The sequence below is a fragment of the Halodesulfurarchaeum sp. genome, from assembly GCF_036626455.1.
GTDB lineage: Archaea > Halobacteriota > Halobacteria > Halobacteriales > Halobacteriaceae > Halodesulfurarchaeum.
The window spans coordinates 51984-66690 of record NZ_JAZKRK010000005.1; the positions used below are offsets into that span (position 1 = coordinate 51984).

The 14707-nt window shown below is 59.3% G+C and carries 13 protein-coding genes; 10 read left to right on the plus strand and 3 right to left on the minus strand.

Annotated elements, in window-relative coordinates; all coding sequences use genetic code 11:
* Nucleotides 1–65 precede the first annotated feature (65 nt).
* Nucleotides 66–2462, plus strand: coding sequence for a DUF7527 domain-containing protein (locus tag V5A26_RS02935; protein ID WP_332322206.1), 2397 nt, complete (start codon nucleotides 66–68; stop codon nucleotides 2460–2462).
* On the opposite strand, the gene V5A26_RS02940 is transcribed toward V5A26_RS02935, so the two are convergent.
* The gene (locus V5A26_RS02940; protein ID WP_332320674.1) at nucleotides 2459–2767 is read right to left on the minus strand and encodes a hypothetical protein; all 309 of its coding nucleotides are present in this window, start codon (nucleotides 2765–2767) and stop codon (nucleotides 2459–2461) included. The genes V5A26_RS02935 and V5A26_RS02940 overlap by 4 nt on opposite strands.
* 231 nt (nucleotides 2768–2998) lie before the next feature.
* On the opposite strand from V5A26_RS02940, the gene V5A26_RS02945 reads away from it, so the two are divergent.
* From V5A26_RS02945 to cysS, 5 genes are all read left to right on the plus strand, one after another.
* Nucleotides 2999–4312, plus strand: coding sequence for an adenylosuccinate synthase (locus V5A26_RS02945; RefSeq protein WP_332320673.1), 1314 nt, complete (start codon nucleotides 2999–3001; stop codon nucleotides 4310–4312).
* A 61-nt stretch (nucleotides 4313–4373) separates the two neighbouring features.
* Nucleotides 4374–4565, plus strand: a complete 192-nt coding sequence (locus tag V5A26_RS02950) for a methytransferase partner Trm112 (RefSeq protein ID WP_332320731.1) — start codon at nucleotides 4374–4376, stop codon at nucleotides 4563–4565.
* A 33-nt stretch (nucleotides 4566–4598) separates the two neighbouring features.
* Entirely contained in the window at nucleotides 4599–5225 is a 627-nt protein-coding gene (locus V5A26_RS02955; RefSeq protein ID WP_332320672.1) for a DUF7524 family protein, read from the plus strand.
* A gap of 43 nt (nucleotides 5226–5268) precedes the next feature.
* Nucleotides 5269–5730: a DUF7523 family protein gene (locus V5A26_RS02960; RefSeq protein WP_332320671.1), complete on the plus strand. Its 462-nt coding sequence runs from the start codon at nucleotides 5269–5271 to the stop codon at nucleotides 5728–5730.
* A gap of 64 nt (nucleotides 5731–5794) precedes the next feature.
* Nucleotides 5795–7276, plus strand: coding sequence for a cysteine--tRNA ligase (cysS, locus tag V5A26_RS02965; RefSeq protein ID WP_332320670.1), 1482 nt, complete (start codon nucleotides 5795–5797; stop codon nucleotides 7274–7276).
* An 18-nt stretch (nucleotides 7277–7294) separates the two neighbouring features.
* Here the strand turns inward: cysS and V5A26_RS02970 are convergent, their stop codons facing one another.
* Nucleotides 7295–8530, minus strand: coding sequence for a tripartite tricarboxylate transporter permease (locus V5A26_RS02970; RefSeq protein ID WP_332320669.1), 1236 nt, complete (start codon nucleotides 8528–8530; stop codon nucleotides 7295–7297).
* 104 nt (nucleotides 8531–8634) lie between these two features.
* Between V5A26_RS02970 and V5A26_RS02975 the strand changes: the two genes are divergently transcribed.
* Together V5A26_RS02975 and V5A26_RS02980 are read left to right on the plus strand one after the other, a co-directional pair.
* A complete protein-coding gene (locus V5A26_RS02975) occupies nucleotides 8635–10215 on the plus strand; it encodes a hydantoinase/oxoprolinase family protein (protein WP_332320668.1) in 1581 nt (526 codons plus the stop codon).
* A complete protein-coding gene (locus V5A26_RS02980) occupies nucleotides 10212–11279 on the plus strand; it encodes a histone deacetylase family protein (protein WP_332320667.1) in 1068 nt (355 codons plus the stop codon). The genes V5A26_RS02975 and V5A26_RS02980 overlap by 4 nt, the downstream gene beginning before the upstream one ends.
* Nucleotides 11280–11431: 152 nt before the next feature.
* On the opposite strand, the gene V5A26_RS02985 is transcribed toward V5A26_RS02980, so the two are convergent.
* Nucleotides 11432–11854 carry a hypothetical protein gene (locus V5A26_RS02985; RefSeq protein WP_332320666.1) on the minus strand — a complete coding sequence of 141 codons (423 nt, stop codon included), beginning with the start codon at nucleotides 11852–11854 and terminating at the stop codon, nucleotides 11432–11434.
* Between the two features lie 416 nt (nucleotides 11855–12270).
* Here V5A26_RS02985 and V5A26_RS02990 point away from each other — a divergent pair, with 416 nt between their 5' ends.
* Nucleotides 12271–14037: a ferrous iron transporter B gene (locus tag V5A26_RS02990; RefSeq protein ID WP_332320665.1), complete on the plus strand. Its 1767-nt coding sequence runs from the start codon at nucleotides 12271–12273 to the stop codon at nucleotides 14035–14037.
* Between the two features lie 3 nt (nucleotides 14038–14040).
* The gene (locus V5A26_RS02995; protein WP_332320664.1) at nucleotides 14041–14505 is read left to right on the plus strand and encodes a hypothetical protein; all 465 of its coding nucleotides are present in this window, start codon (nucleotides 14041–14043) and stop codon (nucleotides 14503–14505) included.
* Nucleotides 14506–14707 lie beyond the last annotated feature (202 nt).

Genomic DNA, 14707 nt, shown 5'->3' on the forward strand with positions numbered 1-14707 from the left:
ACCGGCGAATATTCGGTGGATGCGTCAGGAAAGTCTTTTTACCTGCCTGCTACCTTCGATTGGGTATGCACTCTCGTACGGTCGACCAAGTTCAGTCTTGGGACTCTCGACCGTTTTCCGGCGGACTCGAAGCACTTTCGTCGCTCTCTGAGGCAGATCATACCGGTGCTGTCGTCGCAGACGACACCTGGCTGTTCATGTTGAATGGCCGCGTCATCGGCCTGTTCGAGGGAATGATGGACGGCTTCGAAGCCGAGGGGACGGTATACACGACATCCCGAGAATCGTTGCCGCTGCTCTTCTCGATGCAGGAGCGTGAAGGCCGGACACGGGCCAAGTATTTCACAGAGGACACGCCGCTGAATGAGGCAGACAAGACGCTTGCCGATGCCAACTTCACGGGGTACATCGAACTCTCTGAGAACGTGCTTAGTGGGGACTATTATCTGGTCTATTACGGTGGCACTCGCCGCAGTGCGGCCTTCATCGGACAGAGCGAACGCGTCGAAACTGGCGATGAGGCGTTCGAGAAAGCCGCCGAAGAAGTCGGCCTCTACGAAGTCAAGGACGTCTCGATGACGATCACGGAAATTCCGGAGCCGTCCAGGAAAGCAACTGAGACAGCGGCCACAGACGACGAGGAGACAGCAGCCACTGTCCCAGCGGCGACGGGCGAAGGGAAACCGGCCGCGGAGAGCCCAGCTACGGAACCTACCGAATCCGAACCGCAGGCTAACCAACCGGAGGAACCCGAGGTATCGGCCAAGGAATCGGATCAAGAGGTTGCAGGGAAAGCGACGGAAACCACTGCTGAATCCCACATTGAGGAGGTAACCGAAGACACTGGAGCCACCGAGACCACCAGGAAGACTGAGCAGTCAAATCGAACCGCTGAGAGGGCTCTAGAGGACGATACCGGGTCATCTGAGGCAACTGAGAAGGCACCTGAAACGACTGGAAAATCGACTGGAGCGGAAACTGCGGGTGAAACCACACCGGAGGGGCCAGGAGAAACGCCAACCCAACCTGGGAGACAGACCGAGCCTGCTGGGACGTCGTCGGAGGTCCCCGAAGAAGGATCGGGGGTCGCACCCACCGATCAACCCCCGGACGCGGACCGCAAAGCGGTTTCCGATGAATCTACGGTGCGTGATTCTGAGGAGGACGTCTCGGATTCCGAATTGGAGCGGATGTTTCGGGCGGAGGCCGAATGGCGACAAACCCGATCCATTCCTGCCCTAGATCCGGACGAAACCGAGTCGACGGAGGCACCAACAGACAGGCCGAAAACAGGCTCTGCCCCTAAGACTGGATCGAGTGATTCATCACCAACCCAAAGACAGACAAGTTCCCAAGAGACCACCAGCCAAAGGACACAGGAGACAAAACGAAGCCGGTCGAAATCCTCGGCTACCAATTCCGGACCGAAAGAAAAGAGCCGTTCCACGGCGTCAGGCAGTCGCTCGGACGGCGAGATAGCTCGTTCGGGATCGAAAGAGCGAGTCCAAAAACTCGAAACCGCAGTGAAAAAGCGCAATGCCCGCATCGAAACGCTCGAAACGCGACTGGAAGACATGGACTCCCAGCGTTCGGAGCTGGAAACTGATTTGGAGACCGAACGGGCCGAACGCAACGAACTCGAGTCGGCACTCGAAACGATCCGGAAGGAACGAAACCGACTCGAAACCCGCGTCGAGGAACTCGAAGCGGCCGCTGAAAGGGACGGCTCGACGGCAGCAGCCGACACGAATTCACTGGCTCCCGAGGAGGCGATGGCGGGGACGAACCTCTTCGTCAGGTACGAGTCTAAAGGCGACCCAACACTTGAGGCCCTCGGTGATGGTGTGGACCAGGCGGCTGTCAACGGAAACCTCCAACTCGAGCACCACACCCAGTTCGAAACCGACGCCGCCAAGGTTGACGGACAGCCCTTTCGCGAGTTCCTCGAGGCGACCGGTTCGTATCGCTTTGTCTCCTGGCTTCTCCATGAATTGCCATTCGAACTGCTGGAAACCGGAAGCCGGAACTCGTTGAGCGACCTCTTCGAGGCCATTTCCGATATCGATCGGATCGAGTTCGACGGCACTGTGACTGTAGAAGCCGAATCTGGGTCCGACCAGCACTTTGCCATCGTCATGCGCGATCGAATGGGGAACCCGCTGATAGTTGGCGAATACAACGACGATCGAAACCCGGTTAAGGGATCGGAGTTGGACGCCCTGCTCGATGGCGCCCGGGATGTGGCTGGGTCAGTTGACTCCCTGGCAGGTGCCTTTTTCGTCACGGCGAGTTTCTTCGAACCGGCGGCTTTGGAAACTGCCGAGGACGCGGCGTCGAAAGGCGGGCTCTTTAGCAGACAAGAGAAAGCGAGCTACGTCGCCCCGGACAGGGGGTCCGGCTTCCATCTTGGCCTCGTCGAAGACCGAAGCCAGGCGTTCCACGTGACCGTTCCGAAACTTTAAGCCGATTCTTCTTCGGGCATCGAATCGATCTTCATCGATTCGAGTTTCTCCATGATCTCTCCAATCTCGCCGTCCAGATCCTCCACAAAGGTCCCGGTGTCCTCTGTGGTTATGGCACCTTGACTCGACGGTTCGATGAGGTTCTCCTCTTCGAGGACCCGCAGCGAGTATCGTACCTTATGGTGTGGATACCCTGTTTCATTTGACATCTTCACGATCCCGATGGGCTCGCTTTCGATGACCATCTTGAGAACCTGCAGATGGCGCTCTAACATATCGACTTCTTTTGCAAGGCGATCTATCATGCCATTTGTTAACTTGTCGTTGCGGGATTTAAACCTTACCGTGCCAGAAACCGGCATGTGAGTGTTTCCAGTCCCTATTTATAACAGTTGCGGGTGTTCCCATGTTACGCAACCGTTGCCAATTGGTAGCAAGACTCTTACAGCGAACTGAAACGCACCTGATACTGTGTGGCGATCTGGGCTGTCACACGATTCGTAATGGGTTTACCCCGGGGCGCGGAATCAGGTACCATGACCGTAACGATCGTGGGTTCGCAACTTGGCGACGAAGGCAAAGGTCGCGTCGTCGACTTGCTGGGCGAGCCGGCAGATGTCGTCGTTCGATACCAGGGCGGGGACAACGCTGGTCACACCGTCGTCGATGGGGACACGAAGTATAAACTGTCACTCGTGCCGAGCGGGGCGATTCGAGGCAAAGTCGGCCTTTTGGGGAACGGCGTCGTCATCAATCCGCGGACCTTTTTCGATGAAGTCGATGGCTTGCGGGAACAGGGACTGGACCCCACCGTCAAAATGGCAAAACGTGCCCATGTGATCATGCCGTATCATCGGGCTATCGACGGGATCGAGGAAGCCGCGAAGGCCGATTCGGATCTCGAGGCGGGAACGACGGGCCGGGGGATCGGTCCAACCTACGAGGACAAAGCCGGTCGCCGCGGAATTCGGATCGGTGACCTGCTCGATTCAACTGTCCTCCGTGAGCGTCTTGAATACGTTATGCCACACAAAAGAGCCCTCTACGAGGAGGTTTACGGTGGCGATCCTGGTGCGGCATTCGACATCGAGGCGCTTTTCGAGGAGTTCAGCGAGTTTGGCGAGCGCATTCGTTCAGAGGGACTGGCTGTTGATGTCGGAACCTACCTCGAGGACCGTATCGCTGCTGGGGACCGGGTGATGCTTGAAGGCGCACAGGGAACCTCATTGGACATCGATCATGGTATTTACCCGTACGTGACTTCCTCGAACCCCACAGCCGGCTATGCCTCGACAGGCTCAGGGCTCGGCGTGACCGAGGTGGGGCAGGGGTCCGTGATCGGCGTCATCAAAGCGTATCTCTCCCGTGTGGGGACTGGGCCACTACCGACCGAACTCGACGGTGACCTCGCCGAATACATTCGTGAGGAGGGCGGTGAATACGGGACTGTCACCGGCCGGCCCCGCCGAGTCGGCCATCTGGATATGCCGATGTTGCGAACCGCGACTCGAGCGAACGGGTTTACCGACATCGCGATCAATCATCTCGACGTGCTGGCCGGATTGGACGAGGTAAAGGTGGGCCACGCCTACGAACACGACGGCGAGACACGGGACACGATGCCCGCAACCACCGAGCGGTGGGGCGAGTGTGAACCGGTTTATCGGACGTTCGAAGGGTGGTCAGATGTCGACTGGGAGGCAGTCGCCGCGACCGGTTTCAAAGCCCTTCCAGAGCCAGCAAAAGAATACGTTTCGTACATCGAAGCGGAACTCGGTGTTCCCGCAGTTGCACTTGGCCTGGGTCCCGCCCGAGAGACGGCGATTGTTCGCGAGGACCCCTGGGCGTAGGCTTGTCCGTACCCGGCAACCTTTTTTCGGCCCCCCTCGATTATCCGAGTAGGTGAGGGACGTGAACGAAGAACTCATGGACATCGTTTGTTGCCCGGTCGATAAGGCTGATCTGGAACTCTCAGCCGAGACTCGGGACGGGGATGAGATCATCGAAGGAACACTGACTTGTACGGAGTGTGGAGCCGTCTATCCTATCGAGGACGGGATTCCGAACCTGCTCCCACCCGATATGCGAGAGACATCTGCCTGAAGTTTTTTGCAGGAGGTCTTCGTAGGTGGGAACGTGCCGGGACTGACCGTCTATCTCAACCGGGAGGGCCTGAATACCGTCGAGACTGACAAGACGGCAGTCAATGCGACGCGATCTGTTGATATTGTTCTCGAAAATCACGGCAAACCGACCCACGTCCATCTTCACATGAACGATGATCTGGCGATGATGGGGTCGATCGAGGAACCGAACCAGTTTGTCCCGAAGGGGGAATGGCGGGAAGTAGAACTCCAGCTAACTGAAGCGGCCCAGGGGAGTGGCCGCCTCGAAATCACGGTGGGATACGGCCAGGAACGAGAGAGCGTCGAGATTGAAGTGGAACCACCAGAAGACACCGAGGAAACTTCGAATGCGGGTCCCGATAAAATCGATACTGTCGGTGAGAATGCTGGATCCTCCGAGCAAGGCGAGGCTGCATCGTGGGTTTCGGAACAACTTGGCGACGTCATCGATACGGAGCGGCTGCGAAACCCACTGGTCCTCGGAACGGGTGTGGCCTTCCTCGTGGTCCTTCTTGTCTTACTGGTCGTCGATCCATTTGCCGCAGTAGCAGCGGCTCTGGGCGCGCTGTTAGTCGGCATAACCGTATTGAGCTACGTGCGAGCGGACGATCTGTCCGAGTCCTCAGAGGAGGACTGATTCGTATCGGGAGCTTTTTGCGCGCATCGCTCCCTGAGAGCACATGTCCTCGATCGCCGCTGAGACCCGCCGCGCGGTGGATACCATGCCATATCTCCGGTATGCCCTCCGCGCGGGCGTTGTGAACTATACGGAGGCTGCCCGGCAATTAGACATCGCTGCCGAAACAGGGGCGGTTGCCTCGGCGCTCCGTCGGTATGCTGCGGAACTCCCACCACTCGAAACGTCCGAGCGAACGGTTCGGGTTCGAATGGAGAGAGAGGTCTCCGCTGCAGATACTGATATCAGTGCAGTCGGTCAGGAAGCGACCGACCGCACAATCATCACTCTGGAGGGGGAGATCGATGCCGGCCGTTTCGGACGAGTGCTTTCGGCCCTGGGACCGACTGGAGTGACCGTTCGGGGGGCCGAATTCGCGTCCGAAACCGGGTCTGTGCTTGTCGACCAGGGGGATGGGTCGACTGCGTTACGGTCTGTTGAAGCGGTTCTTGATGAACCCACCTGAGCCCAGCGGATCCCGAGCCGGTACACACAGCAGTTATACCCCTCGAAGGAACAAGTCACTGGCAATGGCGCTCTCCCTGACGAACACGCTCACTGGCGAGCGGGAACCGTTCGAACCGCAGGATCCTGACTCCGTCCTTCTCTACTTCTGTGGGCTGACGGTGAACGATGACGCGCATCTCGGCCATGCCCGCGCGTGGGTGCACGTCGACGTGATGCATCGCTGGCTCGAGCACGTCGGGTATTCAGTCAGACACGTCGAGAACTTCACCGACGTCAACGAGAAGATCGTTGCCCGTGCTGGGACTGCGGATCTGGGCGATGCGGAGTCTGCGGTTGCACTGCACTATATTTCTTCGGTCATCGAGGACATGCGTTCACTCAATCTCAAGCGCGCCGACGTCTACCCCCGGGTCTCCGAACACGTCCCGGAGATCATCGATCTCATCGAGGCCGTACTCGAGGGCGAACACGCCTACGAGTCGGACGGGTCGGTCTACTTCGATGTGGACTCGTTCCCCGATTACGGGAGTCTCTCGGGCCAAGATCTCGATGAAATGGAGTCGCAGGGACCCGAAGACGAACGGGCGGAGAAGCGAAATCCACAGGACTTCGCGCTCTGGAAGGCCGGACCAGTCGAGGAAGAAGCGATCGCACAACATCGGGATGCGGACCCGGAACACGTCGAACCCGGCGGCCAAACCTGGGACTCACCGTGGGGCGAGGGCCGACCAGGCTGGCACATCGAATGCTCCGCGATGAGCATGGCACACCTGGACGAGTCGATTGATCTGCACGTCGGCGGTCAGGATCTGGTGTTTCCGCACCACGAGAACGAAATCGCCCAGAGCGAGGCCGCGACCGGCGAGCAGTTCGCCAAATACTGGCTTCACGTCAACCTTCTCGAAACCGAGGGGGAAAAGATGTCGACCAGCCTGCAGAACTTCTTCACTGTCAAAAACGCCATCGACGAGGTAGGGCCGAATCCGGTCCGGATGTTCCTGCTCTCGGCGCAGTACCGACAGTCACAGACCTACTCCCAGCGGACCATCGACGAGGCCATCGAGCGCTGGGATCGACTCGAACGGGGCTACGACCGCGCCGTCGAGGCAGCCGATTCGCCGGATGCGTACACGAAAGAAACGGCCCATGCACTTCGGCAAACCATCGAGGAGCAGATCGATGCGTTTCGGGCGGCGATGAACGACGATTTCAACACTCGCGAGGCGCTTTCCGCCCTCTTCGAACTCGTCGGGGCGGTCAACGAACACATCGACGGGCGGGATCGCTACGATTATGAAGGGCTTCGGGAGGCAATCGAGACGTTTGAGACCTTCGGCAACGGTGTCATGGGATTCACGTTCGCGGACAGGTCACCGGACGGATCTGTTGGCCTGGCTGAAGAACTGGTCGCGGAACTCCTCGAGGTACGCGAGCGCGAACGTGAGGCGGGCAATTACGAGACGGCCGACGGGATACGTGAGCGAATTGCGGAACTCGGTGTCGAAGTCCAGGACACCGATGACGGTCCCGAATTCAGGTTCTGACTGTTGGGCGGGTGGCCCTTAGATCGCGAGCGGGACGAAGAGTACGCCCATCAGGTGCACCCGTTTGCTGTCGAAAACCACCGGAACATACCCAACGAGTGCGGCGACGCTGAGGACGAGGACACCAACTGGCCCCGTAAATATCCCTGCAAGGACGGCGAGCAGGACCCCGACGCTAACGGAGAGAAGCGTGCTATCGACGAGTCCGACGAGTTCGAAGTATCGATCTCCAAGTGTTGGGACGAGGACGACTGCGACCGCGGCCGCACTGAGGATCGCGACCAAAAGGAGCGGCAGATTTGGCGGGAGTTTCGCCTCTTCGAAGGCAACGAGGACCCCCGTTCGTGGTGCACCAAGGGCGATGAGCGCGAACAGTGCAAACACTGTGTTGGCCGTATTGACCCCACTCACCGTCACAATGAAGCCTCTATCGCCTGCTTCGCCGGGGAGTCCGACGAACGCAATGACAGCTGCAACAGCCGCTGAGACGCCCGGGATGTAGGCGACGACGGCCCCGGCGCTGGCGCCGAGGAGGGTCCAATTCCCGAGGGTTCGTGGGTCAGTCGCGAGTGTGGTCCCAGTCTGTGGCGGAATGCCACCCCCTCTGGCCGCTAGGACCAAAATGGGGATGCCGAAAAGCCCGGAGAGCAGCGGCAGTAGCATGTCTCCTCCTGGAAGAATCCCTCCAGTTTCCACATCGAGGGTCAGGAGACCGAGGAAGCCACTCGCTCCAATCGCTATGATTGCTCCCATGCGGGCGCGGTTCGATTGTTCCGTGAGCACCATCACGAGGGCGACGGCAGCAAGTACGAGTCCGATATGCTTGATGAGAACGGGTGCGATTTTGGACATCCCCCAGGTTATCGGGGCCCCCAGGACGACTGCAGTCAGGATAGCGCCGCCGCTACCCAGGGCCGAGAGCCGGAGTGCTTCTCGCCCCCGTCCGCCAAGCACGAGTCGATGGCCGGGAAGTGCAGAGACCGCCAAGGCAGCGTCTGGAACGCCGATAGCGAGGGTCGGGACGATGTCGAGAAACGAGTGCACGACCCCTGCAGCGAGAAGCGCGGCCCCGACGAGATGGGGGTCCGCCGGAATTTGTGGGGCAATCGAGGCGAGCAGAATCGCGAGCGTGTTGACGTGAAGGCCCGGGGTCAACCCACTCGCGGTTCCGAGCACGATTCCGCCACCAATAAAGCCAAGCGCGAGGGCCGCCCCACTGAGATTTGAGACGAACCTGACGCCGGCGACGTCCATCGGGGTGGAATGGTCCGACCATCGCTGATAAACGCTCGCCCCAAGTCGCAGATTTGTGTGTCCGACGGAAGCCATAAGGTGGGCCTCCTCGTTCTCGCCATTGTGTGATAGTCGGTATCGACACTGGTGGGACGAACGTCGATGGAGTCGTCCTGGACAAGACCGGGATCTGTGGCACGGCCAAAGTCCCGAATACCGAAACTCGGGCGAGCATCGAGGAGGTCATCGAAGCCCTCCGGGAGACCTGTGACCAGTTTTCGATCGATCGCGTGGTCGTCGCGACGACCCTGGTCGTCAATGCGGCGGTCCAGGATCGATTACCTCCCTGTACGAACATCGTCATCCCCGGACCGGGCTTGGCACCCGATCTGAGCTTCTTCGGCGCCGAAAACCACGCCGCAACAGGAGCGGTCGATCACCGGGGCCGAATCACGGAACAACTCTCCTACGAGGAAATCCCAACCTACGACGTTCGAGCAGTCACGGCGAAATTCTCGGACCGGAATCCGGAACTTGAACGATCTCTTGTTGCTGCATTCGATGCCGACCCGCAGGCGGTGGCGCTTGGCAACGAGTCCGGCGCCGGCCTCACCTTCCCCGAGCGAGCGGCGACAACTGTTGCAAACGCCAGAGCCAAACCCGTCTTTTCCGCGTACGAACGAGCCGTTGAGCAAGCCATCACGGCCGCAGGCCTCGATGCGCCGGTCTACTACCTCAAAGGCGACGGGGCAATGCTTGGAAGCGAAGCGATGCGAACCACTCCGGCACATACGATCCGGAGTGGCTCGGCCGCGAGTGCGCTCGGGTTGGTCGCGCTTACGGCCATGGACGCTGGCATCGCAGTCGATATCGGCGGGACCACCACGGACGTGAGCCGCGTCGCGGACGGCTTCCCGGACACTGAACCAGACGTCTCAGAAGGCGATCTGGAAACTGCCTACGAAGGTGTAACTGCAACAAGTCTTCCGATTGGCGGGGATACGCGGATCGAACCGACGGATGCAGGGTTCGGACTTGCTGACGAACGGATGGGTGATGCAGCCGCTCTCGGTGGGGACATTCCAACCCTCACCGACGCGTTACACGTACTGGGGATTTTCGAAGCCGGAAATGTTGCGGATGCTCGCGCAGCACTCGAATCGCTGGGTGGGGACCCGGACCCTATCGCGAAAACGGTGCTCATGGAGTTCACGAATCGCGTTGGCGAGGCGATCGCAGCCGTCCAATTGTCCGGCCCATCGAACATTGCAGTTGGCGGGACCTTGGCACCAATTCTTGGCCCCCGACTCGCCGAGTCACTTGATGTAGTTGCTGACGCGGAGATTCCGGGCTATGCTGACGTTGCTGGTGCTGTTGGCTGTGGCGTCGCTCGGGTCAGCGTCGACACGGCTGTCCACATCGACAGCCATCGCGGGATCAAGACGGTCACTTCGGTCGGGTCTGAACAGGTCGGTTCGGTCGAAACGGGCCGCCAATTCTCGGATCAGGAGGTTCGAAAGATCGTTGCGACTGCCGCACAAGAGGCCGCAATGGCCGCGGGTGGGGAGCCGAACAAACCGGTTCAAATCCAAACGACGGACGGTTTTAGTGTCGTGGAACGGGGAACGGTTGTCGGTCAGATCATCAACGCCAGGGCGCGTGTCGCCCCGGGAATCGAACGGTGGTACAAGGAGGGAGACCAATGAGTATGGGACTGATCTATCACGACGCGTACCTCCGCCACGAGCACACGCCGACCCATCCGGAACGCCGTGAGCGGTTACAGTACACGATGGACCAACTCCGGGAGGAGGGCGTGCTCGACGATCCGGCGGTGAACCGACTCGACCCATCCGAAGTGACTGATGAGCAGATCGGTCGGGTGCATACCGACGAATATGTCGACCGGCTCAGATCGATGTCCGCGACTGGGAGCGGACGCCTGAGCGCGGATACCCACGTCTCGGAACACACCTGGGCGACGGCCAAACTGGCTGCTGGTGGGGTATTGCGCGGGCTTGAAGCCGTCAAGAGCGGGGAAGTGGAATCCGCCTTCGTGATGTCCCGACCAGGTGGGCACCACGCCTTCGCGGATGACGGCCATGGCTTTTGCTATCTCAACAACTCGGCCGTCGCGATCCGGCACCTTCAGGCCACGACCGACGTGGACCGGGTTCTCATCTGGGACTGGGATGCCCATCACGGTGATGGGACCCAATCGATATTCTTCGACGATCCATCGGTTCTCGTCATGTCGACTCATCAGGACGGCCGAACGCTATTCCCCGGCACCGGTCGCGTTGATGAGGTCGGCAGTGGCGCGGGCGAAGGGTACAACGTGAACGTTCCGCTCCCACCGAAAACGACCGACGAGGCGTACATGGAGGTCGTCTCGGAGGTGTTCGAACCCGTCGCCGAGCAGTTCGATCCGGATATGGTCTTCGTGGAGGCGGGCCAAGATAACCACTTCACCGATCCGATTACGGATTTGGGGGTGACAGCGCAAGGCTATGTGGAACTCATGGCGTCGGCCGTGGACGTTGCCGATCGCCTAGCTGGGGGCGATATTGTTGCGTCACTGGCAGGGGGGTACGGTATCGAGGGTGGGCTTCCGTATACGAACCTGGCCGTGATCGCCACGCTCCTCGACTACGAAACGGCCTATATCCGCGAACCGGCGATTTACGAACCACCCGTAGAGAATCCCGACGTCTCAGACGTTATCGAGCGAGTAGTGGACACCCATTCGGACTACTGGGAATTCCCGTAGTTCCGGGCCTGGCGGGTGGCCTATTTGATTGGGCGCAAACCGTTTTTATACCACATCACAAGTTTGCAGTGTCGATCGGAAGATCGACACAGGTCAGTGTTTCCCCCTTCACGTGGCCTGTCATTACTCTCCACCTGGGCAACTGCACTGCCCTACTGGTGGCTTTGCAAGTGGGCAACGTGTCGATTGGTGAGTTCGAACAGACGGTTTGTCCATGCCTGGAGGTCTGGGGTCTCCGAACTTGATTCCTGTGCCGTTTTGACTTTCGTGAGAGTCTGGTACAGGTCAACGCCGAGCGTGCCCGCCTCGAAGCCGTCCTGAAAAAGATCTCTGGTGGCATTCGGGTCAGGCTCCGTTGGATCGGTTCCGATATCGCTTGCCACGTGGCCGGTCCAGAACCCAAGTAAGCCTGCTACGGCGGGTTCGACGGTCGCTGTTTCGAGGGCATGAGCGACCGACTCTGTGAGTGTGGCAAGTTCCTCGACCCGATCGGCTGGAAGCTCCCCGTGATCGTGGGCGGCAACCGCCTGACCGAGCTCCCGTGCCTGTTCCCGGTTGATAGATGGGGTGTCCATATTTGTCATTGAACATGCGCAGGCAAAACACGCATGGATGGCTCTCGAGATTCGTATCGTGAAAAACGGCCACAGGTGATGGTGTGGCCGGGGCAGGGATCTGGTGGTCGCAGATTGCTTCGGCCAGCAGGACCGTGTGGGGTATCGGTCCGAGGCCGACATTTTGTGAAGGGGTTTATTACAAAAATGTTTACTGTTAACCACGAATATTGCTGAGATCTGTAGAAACTTGTGTACCAATGAACAGGGGTGGGGTCTATTAGTTCAGGTCTGACACTCCTGTGTCTGAACCAAATTGGGTGTGAATGTCTATCAAATCAAGAGAGGGGACTCGAATCACAACGTTTACTTAGGCTCTCCTAAAAGCAGCAGTATCCGCTGGGTCTCGCCTTGAGGTCCGCGTGCCATCTCTATCAATGAGTACCGAACCCGTTCTGTTGATGGGCCACCCGAACGTCGGGAAAAGCGCCCTGTTCAATCGACTGTCCGGGGCGGACATCACGGAATCGAACTATCCGGGGACCACGGTTGATTATACGGAGAGTACACTCTCGACTAACGGAACGACGCGCCGTATCATCGACGTCCCGGGCACCTTTTCACTCGATCCCAAAGATAGCGCGGAGTCCGTGGCCGTCGAACTTCTCGAAGCGAACCCGGACGCGACCGTCATCGGCGTACTGGACGCCACCCGGATCGAACGGGGCCTCAATCTCGCGATGGAGATCATCGACCGTGGCTATGAACTCGTTCTCGCGCTGAATATGTTCGACGAGGCCCGCGCGCGAAACATCGATATCGACGTCGAGGACCTGGAATCCACTTTGGGTGTTCCCGTCGTGCCGACGGTCGCGACGGAAGGGACCGGGGTACGGGAACTGACTGACCGGATTTTTGAGGCCAAGACACCAACCACCGAGCAGATCGCCGACCGTGTCGATGTGGAGGTGGCGGCGTCTCTTGCATCACCCGAGCGGTGGGATATCGTGGATGCGGTGGTTGAGTTGGCTGTTGAATACGGAGAGACAGAACCAAGCCTCCCGGAGATCATCGGGAGGTTGACCGTCAAACCACGGACTGGGCTGCCGTTTGCTCTCGCCGCGCTCTATGGGATGTGGGCGTTTTTCAGTGCGGTCGCCGGCTTCTTCACCGACGGCTATTTCGTCCCCATATTCGACAATTACTGGCTTCCCTGGCTGCAGCAGGCCTTCCCCTTCGAGGGGACCTGGTTCTATTTCATTTTGGTTGGTGACCCAGCCGCGACGAACAGTTTCGAGGCCTTTGGGATGCTTACAAGTGGGCTCTTCGTTGCGGTTGGTGTCGTACTCCCTGCCGTGTTTGCCCTCTATCTCGTCCTCGCGATCCTGGAGGATTCGGGTTATATGGCCCGGCTCGCGGTGCTGCTTGATGCCCTGTTCCACAAGATCGGGCTCCACGGCTTTGCGATCGTGCCGATGGTACTTTCCTTTGGGTGTAACGTCCCCGGAGTCGCGGCCACCCGCTCTTTCGAGACCGAAAAACAGCGATTCGTGATGATGACCTTGCTTTCGGTGTTCATCCCATGTGGGGCTCAGCTTGCGGTGATGCTCTCGTTGATCCCCCAGTACACCGGGTTCATCGTTTTGTATCTCCTCGCTGGCTTTTTCGTCTTCGGCGCGGTACTGGACCGCCTCGTTCCGGGTTCCTCGCCGGAACTCATCGTGGATGTGCCTCCCTTGCGTGAACCTCGGGTGGGGAACATCACGACGAAACTAACCCTCCGAACGACGGAATTCCTCAAGACGGCTGTGCCCTTTGTCCTGCTGGGGGTGGGCGTGATCAACGTGCTGTATGTAGGCGGCGCGATCGACTGGCTCGCGGTGACACTCGAACCGGTTCTTTCAGGCTGGTTTGGCGTCCCATCGGACACGATTCCGGCCCTGATTGCTGGGTTTATGCGGAAGGACCTGGCAGTCGCGCAACTGAGCGCGATTTCGATGACCCCGTTCCAGACAGTCATGTCAGTGATTATGGTGAGCATTTACTTCCCATGTCTCGCGACCTTCGCGATGCTGATTCAGGAAGGTCGCAAAAGTGGTGGCGTGGTCAAAATGCTCGGTGGGGCACTGATGACACTGGTCGTTGCTCTGTTCGTCTGGGGTGGGCTCTTCCACCTCGGTGGGATCCTCCTGGGGGTGGCCTGATACATGAACTTCGCAACGTCCTACTGGATGATCGTCGGTGTGGCACTGGTGGTTGCAGGCGTGCTTTCGGCCATTATGGGGCTGACTGGCGGCACGGTACACGTCGGTCCGGTGTCGATTACCGGGGCCCACTCACTCTGGCGGGGAGCCGTGGTGCTGGCTACCGGGGCGTTTCTGGTTACTGCGAGTAGTGGTGGAATTACGGATCGGGAAGACGAGGCCCTGGTCTTCATGGGCAGTGTGATGATCTGGATCGTGGGTGGGACGGAACTGCTCACGATCCTGTTGGGAGCGATTCCGGGCGAGCCCGATGTCTGGATTGCCAGCGGGTCGGCCTTCGTGGCGGCTGTTGGGCCGCCGTACTCACCTTCGGTGCTGGCGATTCTGGTGACTCTTCCGGCCTTTGGCTATGCGGAGGAGGACTTCCGGACGCTGCTGAAGCGGTTGTTCGGTGGAAATGGCGAGTAGGTCTCTGACGTGGATTGGTGAGGGTTGTACTGGCCGAGTCAGTCGGGCACAGCATCGTCAGTAACGCACCACATTCGAAGAAAACGAACGGCCACGGAGTCGTGGGCTTCACCCGCGGTGTCTCCGCAGGTACAGCGAGCGGGACTGCGGACGGATGTTAGTCCTTTCGGCGGAGTGCGAACAGGGCTGCACCGATGAGTGC

What these genes read in the sequence shown, in the direction of transcription:
- V5A26_RS02980 (WP_332320667.1), top strand. Translation starts at nt 10,212, where the DNA reads ATGAGTATGGGACTGATCTATCACGACGCGTACCTCCGCCACGAGCAC.
- V5A26_RS02940 (WP_332320674.1), bottom strand. Translation starts at nt 2,767, where the DNA reads ATGATAGATCGCCTTGCAAAAGAAGTCGATATGTTAGAGCGCCATCTG.
- V5A26_RS02935 (WP_332322206.1), top strand. Translation starts at nt 66, where the DNA reads ATGCACTCTCGTACGGTCGACCAAGTTCAGTCTTGGGACTCTCGACCG.
- V5A26_RS02960 (WP_332320671.1), top strand. Translation starts at nt 5,269, where the DNA reads ATGTCCTCGATCGCCGCTGAGACCCGCCGCGCGGTGGATACCATGCCA.
- cysS (WP_332320670.1), top strand. Translation starts at nt 5,795, where the DNA reads ATGGCGCTCTCCCTGACGAACACGCTCACTGGCGAGCGGGAACCGTTC.
- V5A26_RS02995 (WP_332320664.1), top strand. Translation starts at nt 14,041, where the DNA reads ATGAACTTCGCAACGTCCTACTGGATGATCGTCGGTGTGGCACTGGTG.
- V5A26_RS02945 (WP_332320673.1), top strand. Translation starts at nt 2,999, where the DNA reads ATGACCGTAACGATCGTGGGTTCGCAACTTGGCGACGAAGGCAAAGGT.
- V5A26_RS02990 (WP_332320665.1), top strand. Translation starts at nt 12,271, where the DNA reads ATGAGTACCGAACCCGTTCTGTTGATGGGCCACCCGAACGTCGGGAAA.
- V5A26_RS02970 (WP_332320669.1), bottom strand. Translation starts at nt 8,530, where the DNA reads ATGGACGTCGCCGGCGTCAGGTTCGTCTCAAATCTCAGTGGGGCGGCC.
- V5A26_RS02985 (WP_332320666.1), bottom strand. Translation starts at nt 11,854, where the DNA reads ATGGACACCCCATCTATCAACCGGGAACAGGCACGGGAGCTCGGTCAG.